General features: G+C 68.3%; 11 protein-coding genes and 2 pseudogenes. 6 read left to right on the forward strand and 7 right to left on the reverse strand.

Features of this window, described 5'->3' with window-relative positions:
• Both AU194_RS32415 and AU194_RS01865 read left to right on the forward strand, forming a co-directional pair.
• On the forward strand, positions 1-180 hold a 180-nt coding region (locus AU194_RS32415; protein ID WP_231743121.1), incomplete at its 5' end, for a hypothetical protein.
• A 4-nt stretch (positions 181-184) separates the two neighbouring features.
• Positions 185-955 (forward strand): SDR family NAD(P)-dependent oxidoreductase, encoded by a 771-nt coding sequence (locus AU194_RS01865; protein WP_059087533.1) that lies wholly within the window; start codon positions 185-187, stop codon positions 953-955.
• On the opposite strand, the pseudogene AU194_RS01870 reads toward AU194_RS01865, so the two are convergent.
• Positions 924-1,704: pseudogene (locus AU194_RS01870) on the reverse strand (enoyl-CoA hydratase/isomerase family protein). The gene AU194_RS01865 and the pseudogene AU194_RS01870 sit on opposite strands and share 32 nt — an antisense overlap.
• 96 nt (positions 1,705-1,800) lie before the next feature.
• Here AU194_RS01870 and AU194_RS01875 point away from each other — a divergent pair.
• Together AU194_RS01875 and AU194_RS01880 are read left to right on the forward strand one after the other, a co-directional pair.
• Positions 1,801-2,223: a hypothetical protein gene (locus AU194_RS01875; RefSeq protein WP_059087534.1), complete on the forward strand. Its 423-nt coding sequence runs from the start codon at positions 1,801-1,803 to the stop codon at positions 2,221-2,223.
• Between the two features lie 360 nt (positions 2,224-2,583).
• A complete protein-coding gene (locus AU194_RS01880; RefSeq protein WP_059087535.1) occupies positions 2,584-3,309 on the forward strand; it encodes an alpha/beta fold hydrolase in 726 nt (241 codons plus the stop codon).
• 2 nt (positions 3,310-3,311) lie between these two features.
• Here the strand turns inward: AU194_RS01880 and AU194_RS01885 are convergent, their stop codons facing one another.
• Complete coding sequence (locus tag AU194_RS01885) at positions 3,312-3,983, reverse strand: TetR family transcriptional regulator (protein ID WP_059087536.1); 672 nt, start codon at positions 3,981-3,983, stop codon at positions 3,312-3,314.
• A 70-nt stretch (positions 3,984-4,053) separates the two neighbouring features.
• Between AU194_RS01885 and AU194_RS01890 the strand changes: the two genes are divergently transcribed.
• Together AU194_RS01890 and AU194_RS01895 are read left to right on the forward strand one after the other, a co-directional pair.
• Complete coding sequence (locus AU194_RS01890; protein WP_059087537.1) at positions 4,054-5,115, forward strand: ferredoxin reductase; 1,062 nt, start codon at positions 4,054-4,056, stop codon at positions 5,113-5,115.
• Between the two features lie 15 nt (positions 5,116-5,130).
• Positions 5,131-6,246 (forward strand): acyl-CoA desaturase, encoded by a 1,116-nt coding sequence (locus tag AU194_RS01895; RefSeq protein ID WP_059087538.1) that lies wholly within the window; start codon positions 5,131-5,133, stop codon positions 6,244-6,246.
• A gap of 79 nt (positions 6,247-6,325) precedes the next feature.
• On the opposite strand, the pseudogene narI reads toward AU194_RS01895, so the two are convergent.
• The 5 genes and pseudogenes from narI to AU194_RS01920 form a co-directional block, all read right to left on the reverse strand.
• A pseudogene (gene narI / locus AU194_RS01900) lies at positions 6,326-7,045 on the reverse strand (respiratory nitrate reductase subunit gamma); the annotation flags it as partial.
• 13 nt (positions 7,046-7,058) lie between these two features.
• On the reverse strand, positions 7,059-7,703 hold the full coding sequence (narJ, locus tag AU194_RS01905) for a nitrate reductase molybdenum cofactor assembly chaperone (RefSeq protein WP_059087540.1): 645 nt from the start codon (positions 7,701-7,703) through the stop codon (positions 7,059-7,061).
• Positions 7,700-9,355: a nitrate reductase subunit beta gene (narH, locus tag AU194_RS01910; protein ID WP_059087541.1), complete on the reverse strand. Its 1,656-nt coding sequence runs from the start codon at positions 9,353-9,355 to the stop codon at positions 7,700-7,702. The genes narJ and narH overlap by 4 nt, the downstream gene beginning before the upstream one ends.
• Entirely contained in the window at positions 9,352-13,032 is a 3,681-nt protein-coding gene (locus tag AU194_RS01915) for a nitrate reductase subunit alpha (protein WP_059087542.1), read from the reverse strand. Before AU194_RS01915 ends, narH begins: the two co-directional genes overlap by 4 nt.
• The gene (locus tag AU194_RS01920; RefSeq protein ID WP_059087543.1) at positions 13,029-14,249 is read right to left on the reverse strand and encodes a NarK/NasA family nitrate transporter; all 1,221 of its coding nucleotides are present in this window, start codon (positions 14,247-14,249) and stop codon (positions 13,029-13,031) included. The genes AU194_RS01915 and AU194_RS01920 overlap by 4 nt, the downstream gene beginning before the upstream one ends.
• Between the last annotated feature and the right edge of the window lie 116 nt (positions 14,250-14,365).

Genomic DNA, 14,365 nt, shown 5'->3' on the forward strand with positions numbered 1-14,365 from the left:
CCGTCGAACACCTTGGCCGCCGCCGCATCGCCGAACCGCGAGGCCAACTCCACCACCTCCGCCACCGCCACCACCACCGGTGTACGTCCCTCCGCCGCCGGCGCCGAATGTGAACGTGTGCGCAAACGTCGGGCGACGGGTGACGGTCACCGGCTGCATCTGAGCGGCGTGGTTCACTGACGCGATGGACCGCGCGAAATTCGACCGCCTCTTCGACCTGACCGACCGCACCGTCATCGTCACCGGCGGCACGCGGGGCATCGGCCTCGCGCTCGCCGAGGGTTTCGCGCTGGCCGGCGCGCGCGTGGTGGTGGCCAGCCGGAAGCCCGACGCCTGCGAACGTGCCGCCGAGCACCTGCGCGGTCTCGGCGGACAGGCGATCGGCGTGCCCACCCACCTCGGCGACCTGGACTCGTTGCACGCGTTGGTGACCCGGACCGTCGAGGAGTTCGGCGGTATCGACATCCTGGCCAACAACGCGGCCAACGCATTGGCGCAGCCGCTGGGGGAGATGACCCCGGAGGCGTGGACGAAGTCCTACGACGTCAACCTCCGCGGGCCGGTCTTCCTCGTCCAACACGCACTGCCGCATCTCAAAGAGAGCAAGCACGCGGCCGTGCTGAACACGGTGTCGGTCGGGGCGTTCAACTTCGCGCCGGGCGTGTCGATGTACGCCGCGGGCAAGGCGGCGCTGCTGTCGTTCACCCGCTCGATGGCCGCCGCCTACGCGCCGTACGGCATCCGCGTCAACGCGCTGGCACCCGGACCCGTCGACACCGACATGATGCGCAACAACCCGCAGGAGGCGATCGACGCGATGGCGGGCGCCACCTTGCAGAAGCGCCTCGCGTCACCGGACGAGATGGTCGGCGCTGCACTGCTTCTCGTGTCGGATGCCGGCAGTTACCTGACCGGCCAGGCGATCATCGTGGACGGTGGCGGAACGCCTCGCTAGCCGCGCGCATCTCACCGCTCGTCGACGCCAGGATCTGACTGCGATTCTCCAGGTGCAACGCCTGCTCGAGGCTGCCCGCCTCCAGATTCGCCCACAGCACCTGCTTGGTGGACTCGAGACCGAATTTGCCGTAGCCGCATAGTGTTTCGGCGACGGCGAGTGCTTCGTCGACGACGTTGTCCGACACCCGCGACACCAGGCCCAGCCGCAGCGCCTCGTCGGCGTACACGTCGCGGGCAGTCAGGATCAGGTCGAACGCCTGCCCCGCGCCGATGATGCGGGGCAGCGTGTAGCTCACGCCGATGTCGCACCCGCCCAGGCCCAGCTTGATGAACTGCGTGCAGAACCGGGCGTTCGGTGACGCCAACCGGATGTCGGAGGCCGCGGCGAGCGCGAACCCGCCGCCGTACGCCGGGCCGTTCACCGCGGCGATGACGGGCTGCCGCAGTCGGTGCAGCTTCGTGGTGAGTTCGGCGATGCGCTCCTGCCACCGAATCCCCGAGCGCGGGGACTCGACGCCGCGGCCGGCCTCCGGGGGGGGTCGGGTCGGTGAGGTCCAGACCCGAGCAGAACCCGCGTCCCGCGCCGGTGAGCACCACGACGCGGCACTCGTCGTCGGCGGCGATGTCGGCGAGCGTCGCGTGGAGCGTCTCGACGAGCTCGTGGTTCAGCGCGTTGAGCTTCTCGGGCCGGTTGAGGGTGATGACGGCGATGTCGGGGCGTGGGTGGGTCAGCTCGAGGACGGTCATGTCGACACGCTAGCCCGCCGGACGTAGGTCTTGACCCGGCTCGGCCGGGATGATCTGGTTAGGCGTCCTAGCCGGTTTGAACGAGGAGTTACACCCATGCGCCCGCTGATGTTTGCGATCGCCGCCCTGGTCATCGGAGGGTTCGCCGGATCGGGTGTGGCCGCCGCGCAGTCCGCGCCGTCGGCCGACGAACTCACCGCGAAGCTGCAGCGGGCGCTGAACACGTCGCTGTCCGCAGACGAGCGCGCAGGCGAACTCGCGGGCGGAGCGGCCGCGGTGGCGACCGCCGACAACATCGCCGCGGTGATGGACCGCTACGGATCGGTGATGTCGTGGCGGGTGCAGAACGCCGCGTTCGATGGCAACCAGGTCAATGCCGAACTCGCCGTGAGCGTCCCGCTGTTCGGAACGCGCACGCACCCGATCTACTGGGTCAACCAGGACGGTGCGTGGAAGCTGAGCAACCCGTCGGCGTGCGTGATCGCCCGCGACGCCGCAGGCGCGGCCTGCACGGTCTAGTGGAATCAATCCTGTACGCCTCCTGTTGAACACTCCGTCCACGCGAGACCGCGCGGACGGAGTGCGAGGCGAGAACGATGAAGAAGTTCGGATTGAGCGCCGCCGTTGCGGGGGCGTTGACAGCAGCAGTGGTCGGTCTGGCGGCTCCCGCTCAGGCGGACGAGTCGGGACACGGGCATGGTCGCGACCGCGACCGCCACTCGGTTTATGGCCGGGACAACGGGTATTACCCCTGGATCAATCAGCTCGTGCCGAGAGTCGTTGTACCGCACGTGGATACGACGCCGCGGCACTGACCGGGCACGCGCCTCATCCGAACGGATGAGGACAGAGTGTCGTCATCGGCCGATACTTCGGCCCATGACGACGTTCGCACTGGTCCACGGCGGCTGGCACGGCGCTTGGTGTTGGAATCTGCTCACCCCCCTGCTCGAACGCGGTGGGCATCGGGTCGTCACCATGGACCTGCCCTGTGGCGACCCCACTGCCGACTTCGCGACCTACGCCGACGTGGTCTGCGCCGCGTTGCGCGGGACCGACGATGACGTCATCCTCGTCGGACATTCATTGGGCGGCAATACGATTCCCCTTGTCGCGGCCCGCCGTCCGGTGGCGCACCTGGTCTACCTGTGCGCGGTCCTGCCGCGGATCGGCAGCAGCCTGATGGACCAGGTCGCCGACGACCCCGCCATGCTGGATCCCGGGTACGTCGCCGGGCTCAGTGAGCCCGACCGCCAGAACCGGCAGTTCTGGGTCGATGCGGCACTCGCGCGGCGACACCTCTACGGTGACTGCGACGCCGCCACCGCCACCGCGGCCATCCTGCGTCTCCGCCCCCAGGCGCTGTATCCGATGCTTCAGCCGTACCCGCTCACCGAGTTCCCGGCCGTCGGCTCCACCTACATCGCGTGCACCGACGATCTGATGGTGCGATGCGAGTGGTCCCGGCGCGTCGCGCCCACCCGCGTGGGTGCTGACGTCGTCGAACTGCCCGGCAGCCATTCGCCGTTCCTGTCCCGGCCGGCCGCGCTCGCCGACGTCCTCCTCGGCATCGGCGACCGATACCGTCAACCGCAGCGGGTCTGAGCTCAGCCGGTGCTGCGCCACCCGGCGACGCCGACCACGATCATCCGCAGCTGTTTGACCGCCACACGCTTGATCTCGTCCTGCGCCGCGGTGTCGCCGGCGTCTTCTATCGCCTCGGCGATGGAGATCATCGCGTTGACGATCAGACTGGCCAGGATGTTCAGATCCTCGGCGCTCCAGGTGTTCAGGCCCGGGAAGCGGGCCAGGTCGATCGCCAGCTCGGAGGTGATCAACCGGATCTCGGTGCGGATCGCGTAACGCAGCACCGTCACGCCGCTGGACCGTTCCCGTCCGATGAACCGCCAGTGTTCGCGCCGCTGGTTGACACCCTCGACGAGCATGTCCACCGACGACTCGATGACCCGCTTCGGGTCGAGCTTGCCCGCGCGGGCACTGCGCAACAGATCCCGCAGCGCGCGGAACGACTCGTCGATCAGGACCAGGCCGAGTGCCTCCATCGACTCGAAGTGGCGGTAGAACGCGGCGGGGGCGATACCCGCCTCGCGCGTGACCTCCCGCAGGCTCAACGCGGCGAAGCTGCGGTCCACGAGCAGGGAGAGCGCGGCGCCGACGATCGCCCGACGGGTGGCCTCCTTCTTCTCCTCCCGCGACGACGAGTCCCGGGAGCGCGACTTCGATCGACTCGATCGTGAACTGGGCGTACGACTGTTCACGCTGTGAAACGTACCACAAGCAGGTCAAATTCTCTTGACCGATGCCGCCGTACGCAGTCACGGTGTACATATGTTCACTGAAACGCGTACCCGGAGCCTGCGGGGGAGAGTGCTGCGCTCACCGCTGCTCGACCTGCTCACCGGACCGCACGGGGTGGACCGGTACACCGAGCTCGTGACCCCGACGTGGACGCGGGGCGAGGCCCGCGCCCGGGTCGTCGCCGTGCGCCGGCAGACCCCACGCAGCGTCACGCTGACGCTGGAACCGAATCACGTGTTCACCGGTTTCGAGCCCGGTCAGCACATCAACCTCACCGTCGAGATCGACGGCCGCCGTCGCACCCGCTGCTACTCACCCGCCAGCGCCGCGGGCTCGTCGCTGATCGAGCTCACCATCGGACGCCACGAGGGCGGGCTCGTCTCGACCTACCTGTGTGACCACGCCCGCTCCGGCATGGTCGTCGGCCTCGACTCGGTCGGCGGCGACTTCACGCTGCCCGCCGTCCGGCCGCGGCGCATCCTGTTCGTCGCCGGCGGCAGCGGGATCACCCCGGTGCTGTCGATGGCGCGCACACTGCACGCCGAAGGCCACCGCGGTGACGCCGCCCTCATCCACTACACCCGCAGCGCGGCCGAAGCCTGCTACCGCGACGAGCTCGCCGCGCTGCCCGGTCTGCGGGTGCTGCACGGCTACACCCGCGACACCACCGGCACCGACCTGCACGGCCGATTCTGCGCCGACCACCTCGCCGAGGCCCTTCCCGACGCCGATGCGGTGTTCGTCTGCGGACCGCCCGCACTCGTCGACGCGGTCCGCGCCGTGCGCCCCGACGCGCTCGCCGAGAGCTTCATCCCACCCACACTGACCGGCACCGCATCCGGTGGCCGAATCCGATTCGCCGACAGCGACATCGCGGTCACCGACGACGGTCGCCCACTGCTCGACCAGGCCGAGTCCGCCGGCCTCACCCCCGAAAGCGGATGCCGGATGGGCATCTGCCACAGCTGCACCCGCCGCAAGACCAGCGGTGCGGTGAAGAACCTGATCACCGGCGCGGTCTCCGGCGTCGAGTCCGAGGACGTGCAGATCTGCGTATCCGCACCGCTCGGCGACGTCGAGATCGCGCTCTAGGAAGGGATCGGCAACATGACCGCCACACTGGAACCCACCCACGCCCCGGTCGCGAGGAGCGGCGTCGAGAAAACCGTCGCCGGCAAGACCGTGCGCCTGACCGCAGAACAGGTCGAGGCGTTCGGCCGCGAACTCGACGCGCTGCGCGAACAGGTCGTCGCCGACCTCGGTGAACGCGACGCCACCTACATCCGCCGCGTCATCAAGGCGCAGCGCGCACTCGAAATCGGTGGACGCGCACTGCTGTTCGGTGGGGTGATCCCGCCGCTGTGGCTGGCCGGCACCGCGATGTTGAGCCTGTCGAAGATCATCGACAACATGGAGATCGGCCACAACGTCATGCACGGCCAGTACGACTGGATGGGCGACCCGGCGATCTCCAGCCGCGGATTCGAATGGGACAACGCCTGCCCCGGCGACCAGTGGCGCCACAGCCACAACTACATGCACCACACCTACACCAACATCGTCGGCATGGACCGCGACATCGGCTACGGCATCCTGCGGATGAGCGAAAGCCAGCGCTGGCAGCCGTATTTCCTCGGCAACCCCGTCTACGCGTTCCTGCTGATGGTGCTTTTCCAGTACGGCGTCGCCCTGCACGAACTGGAGACCGAACGGATCCGCGCCGGCGAGATCACCATCGCCGACAAACGCGACATCCTGCGCGGCATCTGGCACAAGACCAAGCGGCAGACGCTCAAGGACTACGTGGCGTTCCCGCTGCTCGCCGGGCCGTTCGCGCCGTGGGTGTTCACCGGCAACCTCACCGCCAACCTGGTCCGCAACGTGTGGTCCTACATGATCATCTTCTGCGGTCACTTCCCCGAGGACGTGCAGGAGTTCTCGGTCGAGGAGACCAAGGCCGAGACCCGCGGCCAGTGGTACTTCCGCCAGATCCTCGGGTCGGCGAACCTCAGCGGCGGCAGGCTCTTTCATTTGTTGAGCGGGAACCTGTCGTTCCAGATCGAGCACCACCTCTTCCCGGACATCCCGGCGTTCCGGCACGCCGAACTGGCGCCGCAGGTGCGCGACATCTGCCGCCGCTACGGCCTGCCCTACAACTCCGGCCCGCTGCCGCGCCAGTTCGGCACCGTGGTTCGCAAGATCGTGCGGCTGGCCCTGCCCTGACCGCTCGCCGAGACTACGGTTGTTGCGCGATCTCGCCCGGGATGCGTCACCAACCGTAGTCTCGGCGCGCATACACCTGTCACCAGCCGCGGCGCGGGGGATGCGACGCGACCAGCCCACCACTGCCAACCGCCTCGCGGCTGCGGTAGACGATGTAGGGCCGGAACAGGTAACCGATCGGCGCGCTGAACACATGCACCAACCGCGTGAACGGCCACAGACAGAACAGCACCAGCGCGATGATCACGTGGATGTGGAACCACAACGGCGCCAACACCATCAGATCCCCGCGCGGCTGCAGCATCCAGATCGACCGGAACCACGGCGCGACGGTCTGGCGGTAGTCGTGTTCGGCGCCGACGGGGGTCGCGCCGATCAGTGTGCACGCCAGCCCCGCGATGATGGCCAGCACCAGGACCAGGTACATCACCTTGTCGTTGACGGTCGTGGCCATGAACACCGGACCGGTGGTGCGGCGCCGGTACACCAGCAGCGCGATACCGGCCAGGGTGGTGACACCGGCGATCCCCCCGAGGACGAGTGCTTGGACGTGGTAGGCGTGCTCACTCAAACCGACTGCGCTGGTCCAGGAATTAGGGATGACGAGGCCGATGATGTGCCCGACGATGACGACCAGGATGCCGAAGTGGAACATCGGGCTGCCGATGCGCAGCAGCCGCGACTCGTAGAGCTGCGACGAACGGGTGGTCCAGCCGAACTTGTCGTAGCGGTAACGCCACCAGATGCCCACGACGACCGTCGCCAACGTCACGTACGGGGCGACGTCCCAGAAGATCCCCCAGCCCGACATCTCAGCTGCCTCCTCGTGTGCGTCGCGGCGGGACGGTCAGCGTGAACGGCTGCAGCCCGACCGCTTCGGCCGGTGGCCCCGCCGCGGCGAGGTGCTGTGCGTGACGGATCTCGGAGTCCGTGGCGGCCGGCAGCGTGGCCAGCACCGCGGCGACGGCGGAGGCGTACGGCGACCCGCTTTCGCCCAGCGCGTCGTGAAGTACCTCGATCGGCACCCGATGGTCGGTCAGGAGGCGCCGTCCCGCCGCGGCGTCGACGGTCGCGGCGAATTCGAGTACTACGGGCAGGTAGTCGGGGGCCTCGTCGCGGGGTGGGGCCACCCCGGCGGCGCGGTAGGCCGCGACGAAGCCGAGCATGGCGTTGCCGCGCCGGCGCGTATCGCCCGCGGTCCAGTACGTCAGATACATGGTGGCGCGCCTGCGCAGGTCGAAGGTCTCGACGTAGTCCTGTGCAGCCCGCAGTGACCCGAGCGTGCGCACCGCCGCCAGTGTCCGCGAAAGCTGTTCGGCAGCAGGGCCGTCGAGGTGGTCGAGTAGTTCGGCGGCGGTGGCGAGGCGGTCGTCGTCGGGGTAGCTCAGCAGCAGCGACGCGCACTGCCACCGCAACCGGTCGGCACGGTCGGAGGGGGTGCGGACGCGCAGCCTCATCGGTCGCCCCCGCCGTCGGGGAACATGCCGGCCGGGGTGCCGCGGCCGTCCCAGTTGAGCAGGTTGACCCGCGACGGGTGAGTCCTGTTGGCCGCCATGCCCGTGGTTCTCTGCCGGTTCTGCAGCGCGTGGAAGGTCTCCACCGCGACGGGGACCGGATGACCGCTGGCCTCGCCGAACGGTCCCGAGTCGTACATCCCCGGACCGCCCTCGAACGACAGCGAACAACCGGGCGGCTCCTCCACGGAGTGTGGCTCCACCGCGTATGCCGTCGGGATGACGTAGCGCTCCTCGTACTTCGCCAATGCGAGCAGCCGGTACATCTCGTAGATCTGTTCCTCGGACATGCCGACCGACTGCGGGATGTGCGGTTGGGTCTGACGGCCCAGAGTGACGTCACGCATGTAGGACCGCATCGCCGCCAGCCGGCGCAGCACCGCCTCGACCGGGGCGGGATCGCCGGCGGTGAACAGTCCGGCCAGGTATTCGATCGGAATCCGCAGCGCCGCCAACGCCCCGAACAGGTTGCCGAGATCCTCCCCGTCATGGCCGTCGCGGCTGACCGCGTCGACGACCGGGGACAGCGGCGGGATGTACCACACCATCGGCACGGTGCGGAACTCCGGATGCAGCGGCAGCGCGACCCGGTAGGTGTTGATCAGCGCGTACACCGGGGACCGTTGCGCGGCCTCGATCCACTCGTCGGAGATGCCCTCGGCCCGCGCGCCGGCGACGACCTCCGGATCGTTGGGGTCCAACAGAATCGACCTGTGCGCCTCGTACAGGTCGGTCTCGTGCTCCACCGATGCGACCTCGGTCACCCGGTCGACGTCGTAGAGCACCAGACCCAGGTAGCGCAGCCGGCCCACACACGTCTCGGAGCACACGGTGGGCAACCCCACCTCGATCCGCGGGTAACACAGCGTGCACTTCTCGGCCTTACCGGTCTTGTGGTTGAAGTAGACCTTCTTGTAGGGGCAGCCCGAGACGCACATCCGCCAGCCGCGGCAGCGGTCCTGGTCGACGAGCACCACCCCGTCCTCGCTGCGCTTGTACATCGCACCCGACGGACACGACGCCACGCAGGACGGGTTGAGGCAGTGCTCGCAGATGCGCGGCAGGTAGAACATGAACGTCTGTTCCAGTTCGAGCCGGACCTTTTCGCTGACCTTCGCGAGCACCGGGTCGCCGGGCAGGATCTGCGGTGACCCGCCGAGGTTGTCGTCCCAGTTCGCCGACCACTGCACCTTCATCGGCTCGCCGCTGATCAGGCTGCGCGGCGCGGCCACCGGCATGTGCTCGCCCAGCGGTGCGGTGGTCAGGTTCTCGTAGTCGTAGGTCCAGGGCTCGTAATAGTCGTCGATGCTGGGCAGTTTCGGGTTGGCGAAGATACGCAGCAGTTTCGACAGCCGGCCGCCGTCGCGTAGCCGCAGTCGGCCCCGCCGGTCGCGAACCCAGCCGCCCCGCCACCGATCCTGGTCCTCATAGGTCCGCGGATATCCCTGTCCGGGACGGGTTTCGACGTTGTTGAACCAGATGTACTCGGTACCAGAGCGATTCGTCCACGCCTGTTTGCAGGTGACCGAGCAGGTGTGGCATCCGATGCATTTGTCGAGGTTCATCACCATCGCCATCTGGGCCATGACCTTCACTGGTAGACCACCTCCTGCGAGCGACGCCGCACCACCGTCACCTCGTCGCGCTGGTTCCCGGTGGGCCCTAGGTAGTTGAACGCGAACGCCGTCTGGGCGTAACCGCCGGCGAGGTGGCTCGGTTTCACCAGCAACCGGGTGAGCGAGTTGTGAATGCCGCCGCGCTTGCCGGTGGTCTCGGTCAGCGGGACATCGATGACGCGCTCCTGGGCGTGGTAGACGAACACCACCCCGTCGGGCATCCGGTGGCTGACGATCGCCCGGCACACCAGTACGCCGTTCCGGTTGACGGCCTCCACCCAATCGTTGTCGGCTGCACCGATTTTTGCGGCGTCGCCCGGACTCATCCACATGGTGGGCCCGCCGCGGGACAGCGAGAGCATGAACAGGTTGTCCTGATATTCGGAGTGGATCGACCACTTCGAATGCGGGGTCAGATATCGCACGGTCAAACCGATGCCCTCGTTGCCGAGTTCCGGCTCGCCGAAGAGTCGGTGGATGTCCAGCGGCGGCCGGTAGATCGGCAGCTGCTCGCCGAGTTCCTCGAGCCAGTCGTGATCGAGGTAGAAGTGCATCCGGCCCGTCAGCGTGTGGAACGGTTTGAGCTCCTCGATGTTCACCGTGAACGGGGCGTAGCGGCGCCCACCGGTCTCGCTGCCCGACCACTCCGGGCTCGTGATCACCGGCACCGGCCGCGCCTGAGTGTCGGCGTAGGTGATCCGGCGCTCTTCACTACCTCCGGCGAGATGAGTCAGCGTGCGGCCGGTCCGCCGGGACAGCTGTTCGAACCCCTCGACCGCCAACCGTCCGTTCGAGGTGCCGGACAGGGCCAGGATGACGTCGGCCATTCGTTCGGCCGTGGTGATCGCGGGACGGCCCGCCGCTGGCCCAGAGTTCAGCACCCCGAATTTCGCGGCGAGTTCACCGACCTCCTTCGTCGGGTGGGTGGTGACCCCTTTGGTCGTCAACCCGAGTCGGTCGACCAGGGGTCCCAGCGTCGCCCACTTCTCGGCGACGGCGGCGTAGTCGCGCTCCACGATCGCGACCGGCCCCATGGTCTGACCGGGCCGCGGCGTTTCACCGGTGCTGCGCCAATCGTGTTCTGTGCCTGCCGGGTACGCCATCGCGGCGGGGGTGTCGTGCTGCAGTGCGCCGAGCACGATGTCGGTGCGCGTGCCCAGGTGTTTCTTCGCCATCGCGGAGAACGCCAGCGTGATCGCGCGGAACGCCTCGAAGTCCGAACGGGTCTCCCATGGCGGGTCGATGGCCGGGGTGAACGCATGCACGTAGGGATGCATGTCGGTGGTGTTGAGATCCGCCTTCTCGTACCAGGTCGCCGCGGGCAGCACCACGTCGGACAGCAACGTGGTCGAGGTCATCCGGAAGTCGATCGACATCAGCAGGTCGAGTTTGCCCTCCGGGATGTCATCTGGCCACGCGACGGCGTTGGGGCGCAGGTGTTCCGGCGTGGGCGACGCCTGCAGGTTGGAGGTCGTGCCGAGCAGGTGCCGCAGGAAGTACTCGTTGCCCTTGCTCGACGAGCCCAGCAGGTTCGCCCGCCACACGTCGAGGACACGTGGCCAGTTCGCCGGATCGTCCGGGTCGCTGATCGCGAACTTCAGCGCTCCCGAGGCCAACTGCTCGGCGACGTATTCCGGGATATCGCGCCCGGCGGCGCGGGCCTCGTCGGCGACGTCGAGGCTGGACCGGTCGAACTGCGGGTAAAACGGCATCCACCCCATCGCCGCCGACGCGGCCAGCACGTCCATCGTGTGCTTGCCGGTGAACCGTCCGCGCGCGGTCGGGGTGGCCAGCGCGTCGGCGCGGTAGCCGTCGTAGCGCCACTGGTCGGTGTGCACGTACCAGTACGACGTGCCGGGCATCTGCCGCGGCGGGCGCGCCCAGTCGGTGGCCATCGCCATCGTCGACCACCCCGTGACCGGGCGGCACTTCTCCTGACCGACGTAATGCGCCCACCCGCCGCCGTTGCGACCCATCGATCCGGTGAGGATCAGCAGCGCGAGCACCGCACGGTAGGTGACGTCGCCGTGGAACCACTGACAGATCCCGGCGCCCATGATGATCATCGAACGTCCGCCGGATTCGACTGCGTTGTCGGCGAATTCACGCGCCACGCGGACAGCCTGGGCCGCAGACACCCCGGTGATGGCTTCCTGCCAGGCGGGGGTGTAGGGGCGGTCGGGGTCGTCGTAGCCCGTCGGCCAGTCGCCGGGCAGCCCCGGCCGCGCCACCCCGTACTGGGCGAGCATGAGATCGAACACCGTGCACACGAGGTGAGCACCGACCCGGCGGACCGGCACCCCCCGCAGCAGGGTCTCGCCGTGGCCGTCGACGGTGTCGAAGCGGGTCAGCGTGATCGCCGCGACCTCGCCGCCGTCCTTGGCGACGGTCAGCGCCGGCGACAGGTCACCGAGGTCGAGGTTCCACCGGCCCACGCCGTCGTCGCCGAACCGGAATCCGAGCGATCCCGGCGGGACGGCGACCGTGTCGGTGGCCCCGTCGAGCAGCGCCGGCTTGAACGCGGCGTTCTCGACCCGGTGCTCGAGATCGGCCGCCGTGAGGTTCTTCCCGGGTACCAGGGCCCCGCCGCGCTCCTCGAGCTTGACAAGGAACGGCAGGTCGGTGTACTGGCGGACGTAGTCGACGAAGAACGGGACCCGTTGTCGGACAAAGAATTCAGAGAGAATGACGTGGCCCATCGCCATCGCGAGGGCGCCGTCGGTGCCCGCCGCGCAGGGCATCCACTCGTCGGCGAACTTCGTGTTGTCGGCGTAGTCGGGGCTGACGGTGACCACCTTCGTGCCGCGGTAGCGCACTTCCGCCATCCAGTGCGCATCCGGGGTGCGGGTGACCGGGACGTTGGAGCCCCACATCATCAGATACGACGCATCCCACCAGTCCCCGGATTCGGGGACGTCGGTCTGGTCGCCGAACACCTGCGGGGAGGCCACCGGGAGATCGGCGTACCAGTCGTAGAACGACGTCATCGCCCCGCCGATCAACTCGACGAAGCGGGACCCGGCGGCGTGGCTGACCATCGACATGGCCGGGATGGGGGAGAACCCGGCGATGCGGTCGGGGCCGTAGGTCTTGATGGTGTGCACATGGGCGGCGGCGATCATCTCGGTGGCCTCGGCCCAGGTGACGCGCACCAGACCACCCTTGCCGCGGGCCTGCTGATACCGCCTGCGCCGGCCCGCGTCGGACTGGATGTCGGCCCACGCCAGGACCGGATCGCCCAAGCGCGCCTTGGCTTCCCGGAACATCTCGACCAGCACGCCGCGGGCATACGGGTAGCGCACCCGAGTCGGCGAGTAGGTGTACCAGGAGAACGCCGCACCGCGTGGACAGCCGCGTGGCTCGTACTCCGGGCGGTCCGGACCCACCGACGGATAATCGGTCTCCTGGGTCTCCCAGGTGATGATGCCGTCCTTGACGTACACCTTCCACGAACACGACCCGGTGCAGTTCACCCCGTGGGTGGAGCGCACCACCTTGTCGTGACTCCACCGGTCGCGGTAGAACACGTCGCCCTCGCGGCCGCCGCGTCGGGTCACCGTGCGCAGGTCTTCGGAGAACTCGCCGGGGGTGAAGAACCGGCCGCTGCGTTGCAGGAGTTCCTCGACCACACCGCCGGTGCGCGGGGCACTGGTCACGGCGTCGCCTCCTTCGGGTGTGGTTCGTGGGCGTGTAACCGCACGGCGGTGTAGGCGAAGGCGATCAGCGCCGTCGCCACCAACAGCAGCAGGCCGACCGTGTAATCGTTGTCGACCGCGTCGTAGGACGCGCCCATCACCAGCGGCGGGAAGTACCCGCCGAGTCCGCCTGCGGCCGCGACGATTCCGGTGATGGAGCCGACGGACTGCGCAGGCGACCGTCGCGCCACCCACGCGAACACCCCGCCGGTGCCGATACCGAGGAAGACGGCGAGGGTGATGAACGTGGCCGCCGACCACACGTCCGGCGGCGGTTGGAACACCGCGACGAACGCCAGGGCGGCGGTACCGGCGAACGACGCCAGCACGACGTACTTGGGTGCGACCCGGTCGGCGAGCGCGCCGCCGATCGGTCGGGCCAGCACGGCGGCGAGCGCGAACCCGGCGGTGCGGGCACCTGCGTCGACGGCCGAGAAGCCGTAGATGGTTTTGATGTAGGTGGGCAGGTAGTTGCTGAACGCCACGAAACCGCCGAAGACGACGGCGTAGAGGAACGACATCTCCCATGTGACACGAAGTTTGGCGGCCGCTTTGAGTTTTGGCAGCACCGCGTCGGTGTTGGGGGCGAAGTGAGGGGAGTCGTGCATGGCGAACAGACACAGCGCCGCGGTGAGGGCCAGTGCAACGGCGACGATCAGGTGGGTGGTGAACAGGCCGAACCAGTGGACGAACCGTGGGGTGAAGAAGGCCGACAGTGCGGTTCCGACCATGCCCATCCCGAAGACGCCGGTGGCGAAGCCGCGCCGCGACGCCTCGTACCAGTGGTTGGCGAACGGGATCCCGACGGCGAATATCGTGCCGGCGATCCCGAGGAAGAACCCGAACACCAGCAGCAGGGGATACGATCCCGCCGCTCCGGCGGCGCCGACGGCGAGCACCGGGACGATCGACGCCAACGAGATGGCGATGAACATCACGCGGCCGCCGAAGCGGTCGGTGAGCGAACCCACCACGATCCGGCCCAGCGACCCGACCAGGATGGGGGTGGCCACCAGCATGGATGCCTCGGTGCTGCTCAACGTCAGATCGCCGGCGTACGTCGTCGACAGCGGACCGATCATGTTCCAGGCCCAGAAGTTGATCGCCGAAACCCAAGTCGCCAGGGCGAGGTTCACACCCCGTCCGGTGCGTGTGTCCGGCGCGGTAGCCGTGTTCACCCCATCCAGGGAACCACTCGTCGGTGGCGGCCACAGGATATTGCGGAAACTTCCGGACGAAACAAAGGCGGCGCCGAGACTACGGTTGTTGCGCGATCTCGCCCGAAATGCGTCAA

It is taken from the genome of Mycobacterium sp. GA-2829, from assembly GCF_001499965.1.
GTDB lineage: Bacteria > Actinomycetota > Actinomycetes > Mycobacteriales > Mycobacteriaceae > Mycobacterium.

Excerpts from the sequence above, each read along its gene's own strand:
- AU194_RS01880 (WP_059087535.1), top strand. The coding sequence starts at position 2,584 with ATGACGACGTTCGCACTGGTCCACGGCGGCTGGCACGGCGCTTGGTGT.
- AU194_RS01890 (WP_059087537.1), top strand. The coding sequence starts at position 4,054 with ATGTTCACTGAAACGCGTACCCGGAGCCTGCGGGGGAGAGTGCTGCGC.
- AU194_RS01895 (WP_059087538.1), top strand. The coding sequence starts at position 5,131 with ATGACCGCCACACTGGAACCCACCCACGCCCCGGTCGCGAGGAGCGGC.
- narJ (WP_059087540.1), bottom strand. The coding sequence starts at position 7,703 with ATGAGGCTGCGCGTCCGCACCCCCTCCGACCGTGCCGACCGGTTGCGG.
- AU194_RS01875 (WP_059087534.1), top strand. The coding sequence starts at position 1,801 with ATGCGCCCGCTGATGTTTGCGATCGCCGCCCTGGTCATCGGAGGGTTC.
- AU194_RS01865 (WP_059087533.1), top strand. The coding sequence starts at position 185 with ATGGACCGCGCGAAATTCGACCGCCTCTTCGACCTGACCGACCGCACC.